13 protein-coding genes are annotated in these 13,671 nt (G+C 68.7%); 7 read left to right on the top strand and 6 right to left on the bottom strand.

Going from position 1 to position 13,671, the window contains the following annotated elements:
* The first annotated feature begins 83 nt into the window (after window positions 1–83).
* From DD542_RS02755 to DD542_RS02740, 5 genes are all read left to right on the top strand, one after another.
* Entirely contained in the window at window positions 84–3,602 is a 3,519-nt protein-coding gene (locus tag DD542_RS02755) for a transglutaminase family protein (protein ID WP_127803628.1), read from the top strand.
* 86 nt (window positions 3,603–3,688) lie between these two features.
* On the top strand, window positions 3,689–6,283 hold the full coding sequence (locus DD542_RS02750; protein ID WP_241559663.1) for a circularly permuted type 2 ATP-grasp protein: 2,595 nt from the start codon (window positions 3,689–3,691) through the stop codon (window positions 6,281–6,283).
* 3 nt (window positions 6,284–6,286) lie between these two features.
* Window positions 6,287–7,261, top strand: a complete 975-nt coding sequence (locus DD542_RS02745) for a transglutaminase family protein (RefSeq protein ID WP_127803624.1) — start codon at window positions 6,287–6,289, stop codon at window positions 7,259–7,261.
* A 48-nt stretch (window positions 7,262–7,309) separates the two neighbouring features.
* Complete coding sequence (locus DD542_RS23515) at window positions 7,310–7,456, top strand: hypothetical protein (RefSeq protein WP_164868321.1); 147 nt, start codon at window positions 7,310–7,312, stop codon at window positions 7,454–7,456.
* Between the two features lie 16 nt (window positions 7,457–7,472).
* The gene (locus DD542_RS02740; RefSeq protein WP_079365920.1) at window positions 7,473–7,754 is read left to right on the top strand and encodes a DUF427 domain-containing protein; all 282 of its coding nucleotides are present in this window, start codon (window positions 7,473–7,475) and stop codon (window positions 7,752–7,754) included.
* 19 nt (window positions 7,755–7,773) lie between these two features.
* Here the strand turns inward: DD542_RS02740 and DD542_RS02735 are convergent, their stop codons facing one another.
* The 3 genes from DD542_RS02735 to ylqF are packed head-to-tail and all read right to left on the bottom strand — an operon-like array spanning window position 7,774 to window position 9,831.
* Window positions 7,774–8,370 carry an NAD(P)H-dependent oxidoreductase gene (locus DD542_RS02735; protein ID WP_127803621.1) on the bottom strand — a complete coding sequence of 199 codons (597 nt, stop codon included), beginning with the start codon at window positions 8,368–8,370 and terminating at the stop codon, window positions 7,774–7,776.
* 59 nt (window positions 8,371–8,429) lie between these two features.
* Window positions 8,430–8,831, bottom strand: a complete 402-nt coding sequence (locus DD542_RS02730) for a carboxymuconolactone decarboxylase family protein (RefSeq protein ID WP_127803619.1) — start codon at window positions 8,829–8,831, stop codon at window positions 8,430–8,432.
* Window positions 8,832–8,847: 16 nt separating this feature from the next.
* A complete protein-coding gene (ylqF, locus tag DD542_RS02725; RefSeq protein WP_127803617.1) occupies window positions 8,848–9,831 on the bottom strand; it encodes a ribosome biogenesis GTPase YlqF in 984 nt (327 codons plus the stop codon).
* Between the two features lie 72 nt (window positions 9,832–9,903).
* On the opposite strand from ylqF, the gene DD542_RS02720 reads away from it, so the two are divergent.
* Window positions 9,904–10,386 carry an SRPBCC family protein gene (locus DD542_RS02720; RefSeq protein ID WP_127803615.1) on the top strand — a complete coding sequence of 161 codons (483 nt, stop codon included), beginning with the start codon at window positions 9,904–9,906 and terminating at the stop codon, window positions 10,384–10,386.
* Here DD542_RS02720 and DD542_RS02715 read toward each other — a convergent pair whose 3' ends face one another.
* Window positions 10,387–10,575 (bottom strand): YgaP-like transmembrane domain, encoded by a 189-nt coding sequence (locus DD542_RS02715; RefSeq protein ID WP_127803613.1) that lies wholly within the window; start codon window positions 10,573–10,575, stop codon window positions 10,387–10,389.
* Between the two features lie 223 nt (window positions 10,576–10,798).
* On the opposite strand from DD542_RS02715, the gene DD542_RS02710 reads away from it, so the two are divergent.
* The gene (locus DD542_RS02710; RefSeq protein ID WP_127803611.1) at window positions 10,799–11,095 is read left to right on the top strand and encodes a 2Fe-2S iron-sulfur cluster binding domain-containing protein; all 297 of its coding nucleotides are present in this window, start codon (window positions 10,799–10,801) and stop codon (window positions 11,093–11,095) included.
* Window positions 11,096–11,101: 6 nt separating this feature from the next.
* Here DD542_RS02710 and DD542_RS02705 read toward each other — a convergent pair whose 3' ends face one another.
* Entirely contained in the window at window positions 11,102–12,001 is a 900-nt protein-coding gene (locus DD542_RS02705; RefSeq protein WP_127803609.1) for a dienelactone hydrolase family protein, read from the bottom strand.
* A gap of 103 nt (window positions 12,002–12,104) precedes the next feature.
* Window positions 12,105–13,670: a glutamate--cysteine ligase gene (gene gshA, locus DD542_RS02700; RefSeq protein WP_066150553.1), complete on the bottom strand. Its 1,566-nt coding sequence runs from the start codon at window positions 13,668–13,670 to the stop codon at window positions 12,105–12,107.
* Window position 13,671: the final 1 nt, after the last annotated feature.

The following is a 13,671-nucleotide window of genomic DNA, read 5'->3' as shown; positions in this document are numbered from 1 at the left end:
GCTAGTTTTTGTCGAACGCGCGCGGCAGCCCGCCCTGGCAGCGTTTTCATTGTTTGTGACTCCCTGTTGAAAGTGACCCCAGCATGGCCATCCATGTCGCCCTGAGCCACATCACCCATTATCGGTACGACCGCCTGGTCAAACTCGGCCCGCAGGTGGTCCGCCTGCGGCCGGCACCGCACAGCCGCACCAAGGTGCTGTCGTACTCGCAGAAGATCGAACCGGGGGGTCACTTCATCAACTGGCAGCAGGACCCCTTCGCCAACTACCAGGCGCGCCTGGTCTTCCCCGAACCCACCACCGAATTCAAGGTCACGATCGACCTGGTGGTCGAGATGGCGGTCTACAACCCGTTCGACTTCTTCCTCGAACCACGCGCCGAGAAGTTCCCCTTCACCTACGACGAATCCCAGAAGCGGGAACTGGCCCCCTACCTGGCCACCGCACCGATGACGCCCCTGCTCAAGGGCTATCTGGAGCAGGTCGACCGCAGCGAGCAGCGCACCATCGATTTCCTGGTCGGCATCAACCAGAAGCTCTGGAAGGACATCGCCTACACCATCCGCATGGAGCCGGGTGTGCAGACGCCAGAGGACACTCTCACGCTCAAGAGCGGCTCCTGCCGCGACTCGGGCTGGCTGCTGGTGCAGTTGCTGCGCCACCTGGGCCTGGCCGCGCGCTTCGTCTCGGGTTACCTGATCCAGCTGACACCCGACGTGAAAGCCATCGACGGCCCCAGCGGCCCCGAGAAGGACTTCACCGACCTGCATGCCTGGTGCGAAGTGTTCCTGCCCGGCGCCGGCTGGATCGGTCTGGACCCGACCTCGGGCCTGCTCGCCGGTGAGGGCCACATTCCGCTGGCCTGCACGCCGCAGCCCTCCAGCGCCGCGCCGGTGGAAGGCGGCGTGGACAAGTGCGAGGTCGAGTTCAGCCACGAGATGAAGGTCATGCGCATCCACGAATCGCCGCGCGTGACCAAGCCCTACACCGAAGACCAGTGGAACGAGGTGCTGAAGCTCGGTGAACAGGTGGACGCCGATCTGGTGAAGGGCGACGTGCGCCTGACCCAGGGCGGCGAGCCCACCTACGTGGCCATCAGCGACCGCGACGCCGCCGAGTGGAACACCGACGCCCTGGGCCCGACCAAGCGCGGCTACGCCACCGAACTGCTGGGCCGCCTGCGCGAGCGCTACGGCGACGGCGGCTTCGTGCACATGGGCCAGGGCAAGTGGTACCCGGGCGAGCAGTTGCCGCGCTGGGCGCTGTCGGTGTTCTGGCGTGCTGACGGCGAACCCTGCTGGGGCAACCCGGCCCTGCTGGCCGACGAGCGCGACGAAGCCCGCTACACCGCCGACGACGCGCAGCGCTTCACGCAGGCACTGGCGCGCCGCCTGGGCCTGTCGACCCAGTACATCACCCCCGGCTACGAAGACACCTGGTACTACCTGTGGCGCGAACGGCGCCTGCCGGTCAACGTCGACCCCTTCGACAGCAAGCTCGACGACGAGCTGGAACGCCAGCGCCTGCGCCGCGTGTTCGGCCAGGGCCTGGACGCCACCGTGGGCTACGTGCTGCCGCTGCAGGCCTCGGGCCACGGTCCGCTCTCGAACAACGGCAAGAGCGCCTACCACCGCGTCAGCGGCACGGTCTGGTCCACCGGTCCCTGGTTCTTCCGCGACGAGCGCATGTACCTGATTCCGGGTGATTCGCCCATGGGCTACCGCCTGCCGCTGGACTCCCTGCCCTGGGTGTCGATGGGCGACTACCCCTACCACATCGAGCAGGACCCGCACAGCGCACGCGACCCGCTGCCCACCGGCTCGGCGCTGCGCCACCAGGTGCACCCGCACACCGTGGGCGGCGGTTTTGCCGAAGGCGGCACCGTGTCGCTGCAGGGCACCGACTGGTTCGACGAACAGGGACCCGGCGGCGAGGTCGAGGCGCTTGGCCTGCGCCGTGGCCAGCCGCACCCGGCCTCTTCGCCGGCGCAGCAGCTCTCGTCCCGCTTGCCGCGGCGCGGCGAATCGGCCGCCTGGCTGACCCGCACCGCGCTGGTGGTGGAGGCGCGCGACCCGCAGCGCGCCAACGGCCCCAAGGCCGAGAAGGCCAGTGGCGGCAAGGTCCAGCACCTCTACGTGTTCATGCCACCGATGCAGCGGCTGGAGGACTACCTCGACCTGCTCTCGGCGGTGGAGGACACGGCCGAGCGCCTGGGCATGAAGATCGTGCTCGAAGGCTATCCACCGCCGCGCGACCCGCGCCTGAAGATGCTGCAGGTCACGCCCGACCCCGGTGTGATCGAGGTCAACATCCACCCCAGCAGCAGCTTCGAAGAGCTGGTCGAGCGCACCGAGTTCCTCTACGAGGCCGCGCACCAGACCCGCCTGTGCGCCGAGAAGTTCATGACCGACGGCCGCCACACCGGCACCGGCGGGGGTAACCACTTCGTTCTCGGCGGCGCCACGCCGTCGGACTCACCCTTCCTGCGCAAGCCCGAGCTGCTGGGCAGCCTGGTGGCCTACTGGCACAACCACCCCTCGCTGTCCTACCTGTTCAGCGGCCTGTTCATCGGCCCGACCAGCCAGGCCCCGCGCGTGGACGAGGCGCGCAACGACCAGCTCTACGAGCTGGAGATCGCGCTCAACCAGATCGAACAGAACCGACAGCGCTTCGGCCAGGACATGCCGCCCTGGCTGGTGGACCGCACGCTGCGCAACATCCTGATCGACGTCACCGGCAACACCCACCGCAGCGAGTTCTGCATCGACAAGCTCTACTCGCCCGACTCGTCCACCGGCCGCCTGGGCCTGCTGGAACTGCGGGCCTTCGAGATGCCGCCGCACGCCCGCATGAGCATCGCCCAGCAGCTGCTGCTGCGCGCCCTCATCGCGCGCTTCTGGCAGCAGCCCTGGCGCGGCCAGCTCACCCGCTGGGGCACCGAGCTGCACGACCGCTTCCTGCTGCCGACCTTCATCCGCATGGACTTCGAGGACGTGCTGGCCGATCTGGCCGGGGTGGGCTACCGCTTCGACATGGCCTGGTTCGAGCCGCACTTCGAGTTCCGTTTCCCGCTGGTGGGCCAGGTGGCCGCGCGCGGCATCGAACTCACCCTGCGCAACGCGCTGGAGCCCTGGCATGTGATGGGCGAGGAAGGCGCGCCCGGCGGCACGGTGCGCTATGTGGACTCGTCGCTGGAGCGCATCGAGGTGCGCGTGAGCGGCTACAACGACAGCCGCTACGTGATCACCTGCAACGGCCGCGCCCTGCCCCTGCAGCCCACCGGCACCGCGGGCGAACACGTGGCCGGTGTGCGCTACAAGGCCTGGAACCCGCCCTCGGCGCTGCACCCGTCGATCGGCGTGCACGCACCGCTGACCTTCGACATCGTCGACACCTGGATGCACAAGTCGCTTGGCGGCTGCCAGTACCACGTCGCCCACCCGGGCGGCCGCAACTACGACAGCTTCCCGATCAACGCCTACGAGGCCGAAAGCCGGCGCCTCTCGCGCTTCTTCCAGATGGGCCACACCGCGGGCAAGCTGGTGGTGAACGCCGCGACACCCAGCCGGGAGTTCCCGTTCACGCTGGATTTGCGCCAGTGATCGCAGCCACGGGTCTTTGAAGGATGCAACGGCCCGAACCGCCCCGGGGTCCCCCAAAGAAGGAGCCACGGGCATACTCCAGAGCCGTGACCCCGGAAGAATCCAGAGACAACCTGTTCGACGAACTCAGCCCCGAATCCCCCGGGGACTGGGCCCTGTCGTGGTCGGTGCCCGCCGACGCCGGGCACCGCGACGAGCTGCGCGACAGCGGCGACCCGCGGGCCCTGGCCCCGCGCTGGGGCCGCTTCTTCGACCACGTAGGCACCGACGGTCTGGCCGACCTGAACCGCCGCGCCGAGAACCTGCAGCGCCAAATCCGCGACAACGGCGTCACCTACAACGTCTACGCCGACGCCGCCAGCGGCCTGCAGCGCCCCTGGGCGCTCGACCTGTTCCCCATGATCGTGGACCCGCTGGAATGGGCACAGATCGAGGCCGGCGTGCTGCAGCGCGCGCGCCTGCTCAACGGCATGATGGCCGACCTCTATGGCCCGCAGGAGCTGCTGCGCCGCGCCCTGCTGCCCACGGCGCTGGCCCAGGGCCACCCCGGCTACCTGCGCGCCATGAAGGGTGTGACGCCGCCGGGCAACACCTGGCTGCACATCGCCGCCTTCGACCTCGCGCACGGTCCCGATGGTCGCTGGTGGGTGGTCGGCCAGCGCACCCAGGCGCCCTCGGGTCTGGGCTACCTGCTGGAAAACCGCATCGCCATCGCACGGCAGTTCCCCAAGGCCTTTGCCGGCATGAAGGTGCAGCGCCTGGCTGCCAGCTACCGGGCGCTGATGGACGGCATCAAGGCGCTGTCGCCCGAGGGTGAGGACGCGCGCATCGCCCTGCTCACGCCCGGCCCCTACAACGAAACCTACTTCGAGCAAGCCTACCTGGCGCGCTACCTGGGCCTGACCCTGGTCGAGGGCAACGACCTGACGGTGCGCGACCAGCGCCTCTACCTCAAGACACTCAAGGGCCTGGAGCCGGTGCACGCGCTGATCAAACGCGTGGACGACCAGTGGCTGGACCCGCTGGAGCTGCGCCCGGACTCCGGCCTGGGCGTGCCCGGCCTGCTGCAGGTGCTGCGCGCGGGCAACCTGCTGCTGGCCAACGCACCGGGCTCGGCGCCGCTGGAATCGAGCGCGCTGCTGGGCTTCCTGCCCGCCATCAGCCGCCACCTGCTGGGCGAGGAACTGGAACTGCCCTCGCTGGCCACCTGGTGGTGCGGCGAAGACGCTGCGCTGCGCGAGGTGCTGCCCCTGCTCAAGGGCGGCGTGATCAAACCCACCTACCCTGGCTCGGGTCTGGAGACGGCCATCGGCCAGAGCCTGAACGCCCGCGAGCTGGACGAATGGTCGGGCCGCATGGTGCGCCACCCCGACGACTACACCGTGCAGTCCTGGTTGCCGCTCTCGCAAACGCCCACCTGGACCGGCGAGCGCCTGTTGCCGCGCTCGGCCATGCTGCGCGTGTTCGCGCTGGCCGACGGGCCGCAGAGCTGGCGCGTGCTGCCCGGCGGGCTGGTGCGGCTGGCGCCCCGCGGTCAGCTGATGGCGTCCATGCAGCGCGGCGGATCCAGCGCCGACTGCTGGGTGATGACCGACGGCGAGGTCGACACCACCAGCCTGCTGCAGTCGCAGCCCAGCACCCTGGCCCTGGCGCACCAGAAACGCCCGGTCACCAGCCGCGCGGCCGAAAACTTGTTCTGGCTGGGCCGCTACACCGAGCGCGCCGAAAACGCGGTGCGGCTCGCGCGCATCGTGCTCGACCACCTTGGTGGCGAAGAGCCCAGCTCGCGCGCCCTGCTGGCCTGGCTCTCGGCCACCGCCCGCGAAAACGCCCTGGTGCTGGACGACGTGCCCGGCGCCGAGCAGGCCGCGCGCGTGTTCGCGCGCTCGCTCATGGCCAGCCTGTCGCCCGCGCCGGGCTCGCCACTGGCGGGCCAGAGCTGCAGCGTGGGCCACAACCTGCGCGCGCTCAAGGGCGCGGCCGCCCAGGTGCGCGACCGGCTCTCGCCCGAGCACTGGAACCTGATCGAACACGCCGAGGCCAGCTTCGCGCAGGACTGCGCCGCCATGGCGGCCGACGCCGAGTACGGCACCGCCGAGGCGCTGGCCGCGCTCGCGGCGCTGAGCGAGCGGCTGGCTGCCATCACCGGCGCGCAAACCGACCGCATGGTGCGAGACAACGGCTGGCGCCTGCTGTCCGTGGGCCGCCACATCGAGCGGCTGATCACGCTCTCGCGCGCGCTCTCGCTCGGGCTGGAGCACCGCTGCATGGACGACCCGACGGGCTTCGAGGCGGTGGTCGCGCTGTTCGACAGCACCATCACCTTCCACGCCCAGTACCAGCAGCGGCGCGACATGGTGGCGCTGATCGATCTCCTGGTGATGGACCGGGACAACCCGCGCTCCATCGCCTGGGTGGTGCAGACCCTGCGCTCGCGGCTGGCCAAGCTCTCGCAGAGCGCCACGCCACAGGACGCGGTGCTGGCCCAGGGCCTGCCCGACCCCGACGTGTGGGTGCTGACCGAGCTGAGCAGCTGGCAGCGCGAGGGGCAGACCATGCGCTACAGCACCCTCGCCGAGCTGCTGGACGGCTGCGAGACCGCGGCGGCCGAGCTGTCCGACGAAATCACGCGGCTGCACTTCAGCCACGCCGACCGCAAGACGCGAAGCGTCGGCGTCTGAGCCATGGACCTGCGCATCCTGCATACCACCACCTACCGCTACCAGGGCAGCGTGGACCTGGCGCAGCACATGGTCCACCTCTCGCCGGTGGACACGCCCACCCAGACCGTGCGGTCGCACACGCTGACGATCTCGCCCGAACCGGCGGCCCGCAGCCAGACCACCGACGCCTTCGGCAACCTGCGCACCTTCTTCTCGCTGCAGGCGCCGCACGAGGTGCTCACCGTCACGGCCGACAGCCGGGTGGACACCCGCGCGCCCGCGCCGCTGCCCGACGACCCGGCCTGGCAGACGCAGACCTGGGAAGCCGTGCGCGATCATTTCCGCTACCGCGCCCGCGCCCCCTACGACCCCGCCAGCGAATTCCTGTTTGCGTCCCCCCATGTCCCGCGCGACGACGCCTTCACCGCCTTTGCCCGGCCCGCTTTTGCGGGCGGCCTGCCCATGCTGTCCGCCGTGCGTGCGCTCATGGAGCGCATCCACAGCGGGCTGACCTACGAAACCGCCAGCACCGAAGTCAACACCCCGGCCCTGGTTGCGCTGGCGCAGGGCAAGGGCGTGTGCCAGGACTTCGCCCACATCATGACCGGCTGCCTGCGCAGCCTGGGCCTGCCTGCGCGCTATGTCAGCGGCTACCTGCTCACCCAGCCTCCACCGGGCCAGCCGCGCCTGATCGGCGCCGACGCCTCGCACGCCTGGGTCTCGGTCTACGTGCCCCTGCCACCGGGAACCGGCGCGCAGGCCGGCGACGAACCGGCGCTGGGCGCCTGGTTCGACTTCGACCCCACCAACAACCGCTGCGGCTGGGGCAGCCCCGGCGAGGACTATGTGACGCTGGCCACCGGCCGCGACTTCGCCGACGTCTCGCCCATGCGCGGCGTCATCCAGGGCGGCGCCCGCCACACGCTCGACGTGGCCGTCACGGTGGCACCACCCTACGAGCTGGAGGCGCTGCAGAACCCGCCCGCGGGCCGGTAACATCGCGCGATCGGCCGCAGTGCGTGGCCATTTCCAACGGAGCACACCATGGGCAAGGAACAGCGCAACGAAAAGATGAGCAAGAAACCGAAAAAGGACACGTCGGTGCCCAAGGGCCCGGTCAGTTCCGACCGTCCGGTCCCGCCGGTCACCGCGGTGATCCCGCGCGGCAAGGACAAAGACAAATTCAAGTGAGCCGGGGACGGTCCTCATGAAAGCCACCTGGAACGGCGCCGTGGTCGCCGAGAGCGACGACACGGTGCTGGTCGAAGGCAACCACTACTTCCCCGAGGGCGCGCTCAACCGCGCTTTCGTCACGTTCAGCAACCACCGGACCACCTGCCCCTGGAAGGGCGAGGCCAAGTACCTCTCCCTGCTGGTCAACGGCGAGCTCAATGCCGACGCCGCCTGGTACTACCCGGACCCCAAGCCCGAAGCCGAGAACATCCGCGGACGGGTCGCGTTCTGGAAAGGCGTCAAGGTCGAGGGCTGAGCCACCGCGCGGCAGGCGCTCAGGCCGCCTGCGCGCCCAGCTTGCGCAGCTTGGCGCACCACTGCGCCACGCCCTTCTCGCCCAGCCGGTCCACCAGCCCGACCAGGGTTTCGTGCACCGGGGCGATGCCCACAAAGCCCAGGATGTTGCGCTCCAGCGACTTGACGCTGTGGGCGCGGAAGTACCAGCGGTATAGCAGCGCCGGCATGCCCATGGTCACCACGATGCGGGCCGAGCGCCCGCCCAGCGCCTTCTTGCCAAACGGGTTCTGCTCGTCGCGGTGAAAGGCGAAACCGGGCCGCGCCACCTGTTCCAGAAAACCCTTGAGTACGGCCGGCATGTCGCCCAGCCAGAGCGGAAAACACAGCACCAGGTGCTGGCACCAGGCGATGTCGTCCTGGGCGGTCTTCAGCCCTTCGGGCAGCGCACCGCGCTCCCAGTCGGCCGCGCTTCGCAGCATCGGAAAGTCCAGCGCCCCCACATCCACCCGCCGGATCTGATGGCCCGCCGCCTGCGTGCCCTCGGCATAGGCATCGATCAATTGGTGCAGCAGATGGCGCGCCCCGATGTCGGGATGGCCGTTGACGATCAGGATGCGGCGTGTTTCGGTGCTCATGGCGTGGCTCCCAAAAAACCCATGCTGCACCCGTGCCGCAGCGCCGTCCTTGACCCGGCTCAAGCCTTCTGGAACTCCGGGTCCACAGGCACCTGCAGGCCGGTAGCGAGCTGGTTGGTCTTGGCCGCCAGCGCGATGATGGACAGCAGCTCGGCGTGCTGCTCGCGCGTCATGCCCTTGGCCGTGGCGGCCGCCGTGTGCGAGTGCACGCAGTAGCTGCAGCCGTTGATGATGGACGCGGTGATGTAGACCATCTCCTTGGTCAGCGGGTCCAGCGTGGACGGCGTGGCCATCACCCGCTTGACCTCGGCCCAGGTCTGCTCCAGCAGCGCCGGATCGAAGGCCAGGTAGCGCCACATGTTGTTGATGAAGTCGGTCTTTCGCGTGGCACGGATGTCGTCGAAGATGGCCTTGATGCGCGGGTCGGCCTCGGGGTTCTGGGGCGGGGTGATGGTGGACATGGGCGTCTCGGGTGGGTCAACGGGGCTTGCGCGCCGCTGAACGTTTGTCAGGCTTGGGTTTGCGCTCCGGGCTGATGTGCCCCTCGTCGCGCAGTTTCTTCTTTCGCGCTGCACGTTCGGCGTCGGCCTGTTTTCCAGCCTTGAGCCAGCGCGCGAACTGCTCGGGCGTCTCCAGCGTGATGCGGCCGATGTGCAGGGCGCGGAAATCGGCGATCACCAGCTCGGCGGCCTTCTGCATGTTCACCCGGCCGCCTCCGGCCAGCGCGCCGCGCTTGCGGCCGATGGCTTCGACCAGCTCGTCGTCGTGGGTCTGGGCCCAGGCCTCGGGCGACAGGCCCAGCTGGTAACGCGCCTCCATGAGCGCCGGATAGTCGGTCTTGAGCTTGGCGATCAGCTCGTAGGCCACCTCTTCCTCGTCGTAGGCGTTTTTGCCCACCGCGCCGCTGGCGGCCAGGTTGTATCCGCTCTCGGGCACGAAGATGCGCGGCCAAAGCATGCCCGGCGTGTCGTACAGATAGAAGTCGTCGGCCAGCGCGATGCGCGCCTCGGTGCGCGTCACGCCGGCCTCGTCGCCGGTCTTGGCGGCGCGCTTGCCCTTGAGCGTGTTGATCAGCGTGGACTTGCCGACGTTGGGGATGCCGCAGATCAGCACCCGCATGGGTTTGACCATGCCGCCGCGCCTGGGCGCCAGCTCGAAGCAGGCGTCGATGAGCGCCCGCGCCGGTGCGGTGACGCTGGCGTCCAGCGCGATGGCGCGCGTGTCGGGCTGGGCGTTGTAGTGCGCCAGCCAGAGCGCGGTGCGCGCCGGGTCGGCCATGTCCTGCTTGTTGAGCACCTTCAGCGTCGGCCGGCCGCTGGTGAGCTGCTGCATCAGCGGGTTGGCGCTGCTGCCGGGCAGGCGCGCGTCGAGCATTTCGATCACGACGTCGATTTCCTTGACGCGCTCGGCGATCGCCTGCCGCGTGAGGTGCATGTGACCGGGGAACCACTGGATGCTCATGTAATGCCGTTCTGTGTGCGTGGCCGCTGCGTGCCACAATAATTTTTCTTACCAACCACAAGAGGAGACCCCATGGCCATCACCGTGAAGATCGATCTGGGCTACGAATTCAACGTCAAGGCCAAAGCCGCCGAGGTGTTCGAGCTGCTGTCGGACGTGCCGACATCGGTCAGCCATTTTCCCAAAGTCGACCAGCTGGTCGATCTGGGTGGCAACAGCTACCGCTGGGAGATGGAAAAGGTGGGTACGGCCCAGGTCAACATCCAGACGGTCTACGCCTGCAAGTACGTCAGCAAGTGGGACGCGGCCAAGGGCCAGGGCACGGTGAAGTGGACCCCGGTCAAGGGCGTGGGCAACGCCCTGGTCTCAGGCAGCTGGGACATCAGCGACCAGAAAAAGCACACGGCGATTGCGCTCGCCATCCAGGGCGACATCGAGGTGCCGCTGCCCGGGCTGATGAAGATGGTGGTGGTGCCGGTGGTCGAAGGCGAGTTCGAGAAGCTGGTCGAAAAATACATCGCCAACCTGATCAAGCGCTTTGGCGGCGAGGCCTGATCAAGAAGCGCTGCGGACCTGCAGCTCCGCCAGCGGGCAGGCGTTGATGATCGCGGTGGTGAGCACCAGGCCGGCCGAGGCGTAGGCCAGCACCTGCAGCAGGCCGGTGAGCGAAAACACCGCCACCAGAAGAATGGCGGCGCCGGAGAGCAAGCGGTAGGCCCGGTCTGCGCCGGTGAGGCTGTACATGATGGGAAATGCAGGTTCAGGGAAAGCCCTGGACTCTAGCCAGACCCCGGCCCCACGGCTTTGATACTTCTCAACTTGTCCCAAGATTTCCGGGACAAGCTTGTGGATAAGCTTGGAGAAGTCCTGTACGGGGCTCCCAAGTCCTTGATGTACAAGGGCATTCTTCAATCTGCCTGTTGAACAGGCAGGCACTGGCAACCCGCCCAATGGTTAGATTCGGACCATGCCGACAGAAGATATCCCCCGCCGCTGGGTTCTGGACCTTCCCGAACAGGGCCTTGCGCTGCAGGCCCCCGAGCAGCGCACCCTGCTGCAGACCCTGCAGGCCGCTGGCGTGCCCTGGCCGGCCTCCTGTCGCAACGGCACCTGCCGGACCTGCATCGGCCGGCTCACCGAGGGACAGGTGCGCTACGGCGTGGACTGGCCCGGGCTGCTGCCCGAAGAAAAGACCGCGGGCGCGGTGCTTCCCTGTGTGGCTTACCCACTCAGCGATGTGAGGCTGGAGGGTCCGGGCGACTGAGCCCGCTCAGGCCTTCAGGTGCTGGGCGAAGAACGCCAGGGTGCGCTCCCAGGCCAGCTTCGCGGCGGCGGCGTCAAAGCGCGGCGTGGTGTCGTTGTTGAAGCCGTGCTGGGTGCCCGGGTACTGGTGCGCGGTGTAGCGCACCCCGGCGGCCTTGAGCGCGGCCTCGTAGGCCGGCCAGGCGGCGTTGATGCGCTCGTCCACCGCGGCGAAGTGGATCAGCAGCGGCGCCTTGACCTTGGCGGCGTCCTCCACCGGCGGGTGGTTGCCGTAGAAGGGCACGGCAGCCGCCAGGTCGGACAGCTGCGTGGCCAGGAAATGCGCCATGCCACCGCCGTAGCAGAAGCCCACCACCCCCAGCTTGCCAGTGCCGTCGGCGCGCGCCTTGAGCACGGCCGCCGCGGCCAGGAAGTCCTGCCGGGTCTTGGACTGGTCGAGCTGGGCGAACAGCGCGCGGGCCTTGTCCTCGTCGCCGGGGTAGCCACCCAGCGGCGTGAGCGCATCGGGAGCCAGCGCCAGGTAGCCGTCCACCGCCAGCCGGCGGGCGATGTCCTCGATGTGCGGGTTCAGGCCACGGTTCTCATGCACCACCAGCACCGTCGGCAGCTTGCCCGAGGCCTTGGCCGGTTTGGCCAGGTAGGCCTTGACCTTGCCAGAACCATTGGGCGAGTCCACGTCGATGCGCTCGGTGGTGATGCGCGGATCGCCCTGGGGCACCACCTGGGCGATTGCGAAGTCCGGGCTGAGCGCCGCGAGCAGACCGGCGGCCGTGATGCCCCCGACCGCGAACTTCGCCGCCTTGTCCAGAAACCCCCGGCGGTCGATGTCGCCGTGCACGTAGGCGTCGAAAAGGATGAGCAGTTCCTGGTCGAAATCGGCGGCGGTCAGGCGCGGGGTGGGTGCCATGGCGGTCTCCTGGATGAAAAGGAGGGCACAGGATAGGACCGGAGACCGCAGGAATTCACCGCCGCGGACATACACCCTGCACCAGCAGGGTTTCGCAACAGACTCAGGCCGCCTGGGCCACCACCGAGCGCGGCATCAGGCGGGCCGGGGACACGTACTCCTGCCGGTAGACCTCGAACGGCATGGAATCGGCCGCTTCGATGGCCTGCTGAGCCGCCAGTGAGCTCACCGCCATGTCCACGTAGCGAGACTGTTGCTGCGCATTCCAGGGCAGGTCCAGCAGCTGTTGGCGGATGGCACGCGAGCGGGTGCGGACAAAGTCGATGAACGAGGAACCGTGCTGCTGCCGGGTGGCGGCCAGCACACGCGCCGACGGCAGCGTGTCCGGGGACAGCAGCGCGGCACGCGCTGCGGCGACCGCCTCGCGATGCGAGGCGCCACCATGCAGCGCGTCCAGGTGGTCGGCAATCGGCGCAAGCTGGTCGAGGATCTCCAGCCCCCAGTCCTGCAGCGCCACTTCGCTCCCGCCGCGCAGCAGGTGCAGGCCGGGTTCGCGGCCGCGCGCAGCGGTCAGGTGCTGGTTGTGGGCCAGTTCGCGGATTTCCTCCGGTGTGTCCGGCGGGCTGTCCGACAGCAGACAGTGCAGCAGGAACACGTCCAGGAAGCGCAGCGTGGCCGCATCGATGCCGATGGCCTCGAAGGGGTTGAGGTCCATCAGGCGCACCTCGATGTACTCGACCCCGCGCTCGCGCAGGGCGTGCAGCGGGCGCTCGCCCTGGTGGATCACGCGCTTGGGCCGGATGGTGCCGTAGAACTCGTTCTCGATCTGCAGCAGCGTGGTGGCCAACTGGTTGTAGTCGCCACCGGGATTGCGGATGCCCACCGTTTCGTAGGCCGGCCACGGCCGTGTGAGCGCGTCGTGCAGCGAGGCCGCATAGCCTTCGAGGCTGTTGTAGCTCACGGCCAGCGAGGACTGTGCATCGCTCTGGTAGCCCAGGCGCCCCATGCGCAGGCTGGTGCCGTGTGGCATGTGCAGGGTGCCGCTGCTGCCGAGAGGCTGCAGCTCGTGCTGGCGCCCTTCGACGAAGGTCGAGCACAGGGCCGGCGATGCCCCGAAGAGCGTGAGCAGCAGGAAGGCGTGGCGACGGAAGTTGCGGATGAGCGCGAAGTAGCCCTGGTTGTCCACCCCGGGCAACGACCAGTTGTAGTGGATGCCGCTGATGGTCTGCATGCGGCGGCCGTAGCGGTGCCCCAGGCCCATGCGGTAGACGCTCTTGGCCCGCCCGACATTGGAGGAGCCGTAGCGCCCGAGCGGAATGGTTTCATCGGTCGGCAGGCCACACGGCATGCTGGACGCCCAGAGCATCTCTTCACCCGCCGCACCGCCCTGTGCCTGCAGGCTGCGCAGGGTGAACTGGTGGATCTCGGTGAGTTCGGCCAGGCAGCTCTCCACGCTGGCGTGCACACCGGTGATCAGCTCCAACTGCGATTCGGAATAGTCGGTGGTGATGTGCGGGTGCGTGAGCGCGCTGCCGAGCGCCGCGGGGTGCGGCGTCAGCGCGAGCTTGCCGTCGGGTTGCGACCTCAGGCTCTCCTTCTCCAGGCCACGCCGCATACCTCGCAGTCGTTCGGCTCCCAGGCTCTCCAGCCGCTGTTCCAGGGTCTTCATG

The organism is Hydrogenophaga sp. NH-16, from assembly GCF_004006415.1.
GTDB classification, from domain to species: Bacteria; Pseudomonadota; Gammaproteobacteria; order Burkholderiales; family Burkholderiaceae_C; genus Hydrogenophaga; species Hydrogenophaga pseudoflava.
Note: the sequence above shows the minus strand (reverse complement) of the source record. Positions and strands in the feature narration are given on the sequence as shown.

Coding starts and splice junctions, on each gene's coding strand:
- DD542_RS23515 (WP_164868321.1), top strand. CDS start 7,310: ATGGGCAAGGAACAGCGCAACGAAAAGATGAGCAAGAAACCGAAAAAG.
- DD542_RS02740 (WP_079365920.1), top strand. CDS start 7,473: ATGAAAGCCACCTGGAACGGCGCCGTGGTCGCCGAGAGCGACGACACG.
- DD542_RS02720 (WP_127803615.1), top strand. CDS start 9,904: ATGGCCATCACCGTGAAGATCGATCTGGGCTACGAATTCAACGTCAAG.
- DD542_RS02730 (WP_127803619.1), bottom strand. CDS start 8,831: ATGTCCACCATCACCCCGCCCCAGAACCCCGAGGCCGACCCGCGCATC.
- gshA (WP_066150553.1), bottom strand. CDS start 13,670: ATGAAGACCCTGGAACAGCGGCTGGAGAGCCTGGGAGCCGAACGACTG.
- DD542_RS02755 (WP_127803628.1), top strand. CDS start 84: ATGGCCATCCATGTCGCCCTGAGCCACATCACCCATTATCGGTACGAC.
- DD542_RS02710 (WP_127803611.1), top strand. CDS start 10,799: ATGCCGACAGAAGATATCCCCCGCCGCTGGGTTCTGGACCTTCCCGAA.
- DD542_RS02735 (WP_127803621.1), bottom strand. CDS start 8,370: ATGAGCACCGAAACACGCCGCATCCTGATCGTCAACGGCCATCCCGAC.
- ylqF (WP_127803617.1), bottom strand. CDS start 9,831: ATGAGCATCCAGTGGTTCCCCGGTCACATGCACCTCACGCGGCAGGCG.
- DD542_RS02705 (WP_127803609.1), bottom strand. CDS start 12,001: ATGGCACCCACCCCGCGCCTGACCGCCGCCGATTTCGACCAGGAACTG.
- DD542_RS02715 (WP_127803613.1), bottom strand. CDS start 10,575: ATGTACAGCCTCACCGGCGCAGACCGGGCCTACCGCTTGCTCTCCGGC.
- DD542_RS02745 (WP_127803624.1), top strand. CDS start 6,287: ATGGACCTGCGCATCCTGCATACCACCACCTACCGCTACCAGGGCAGC.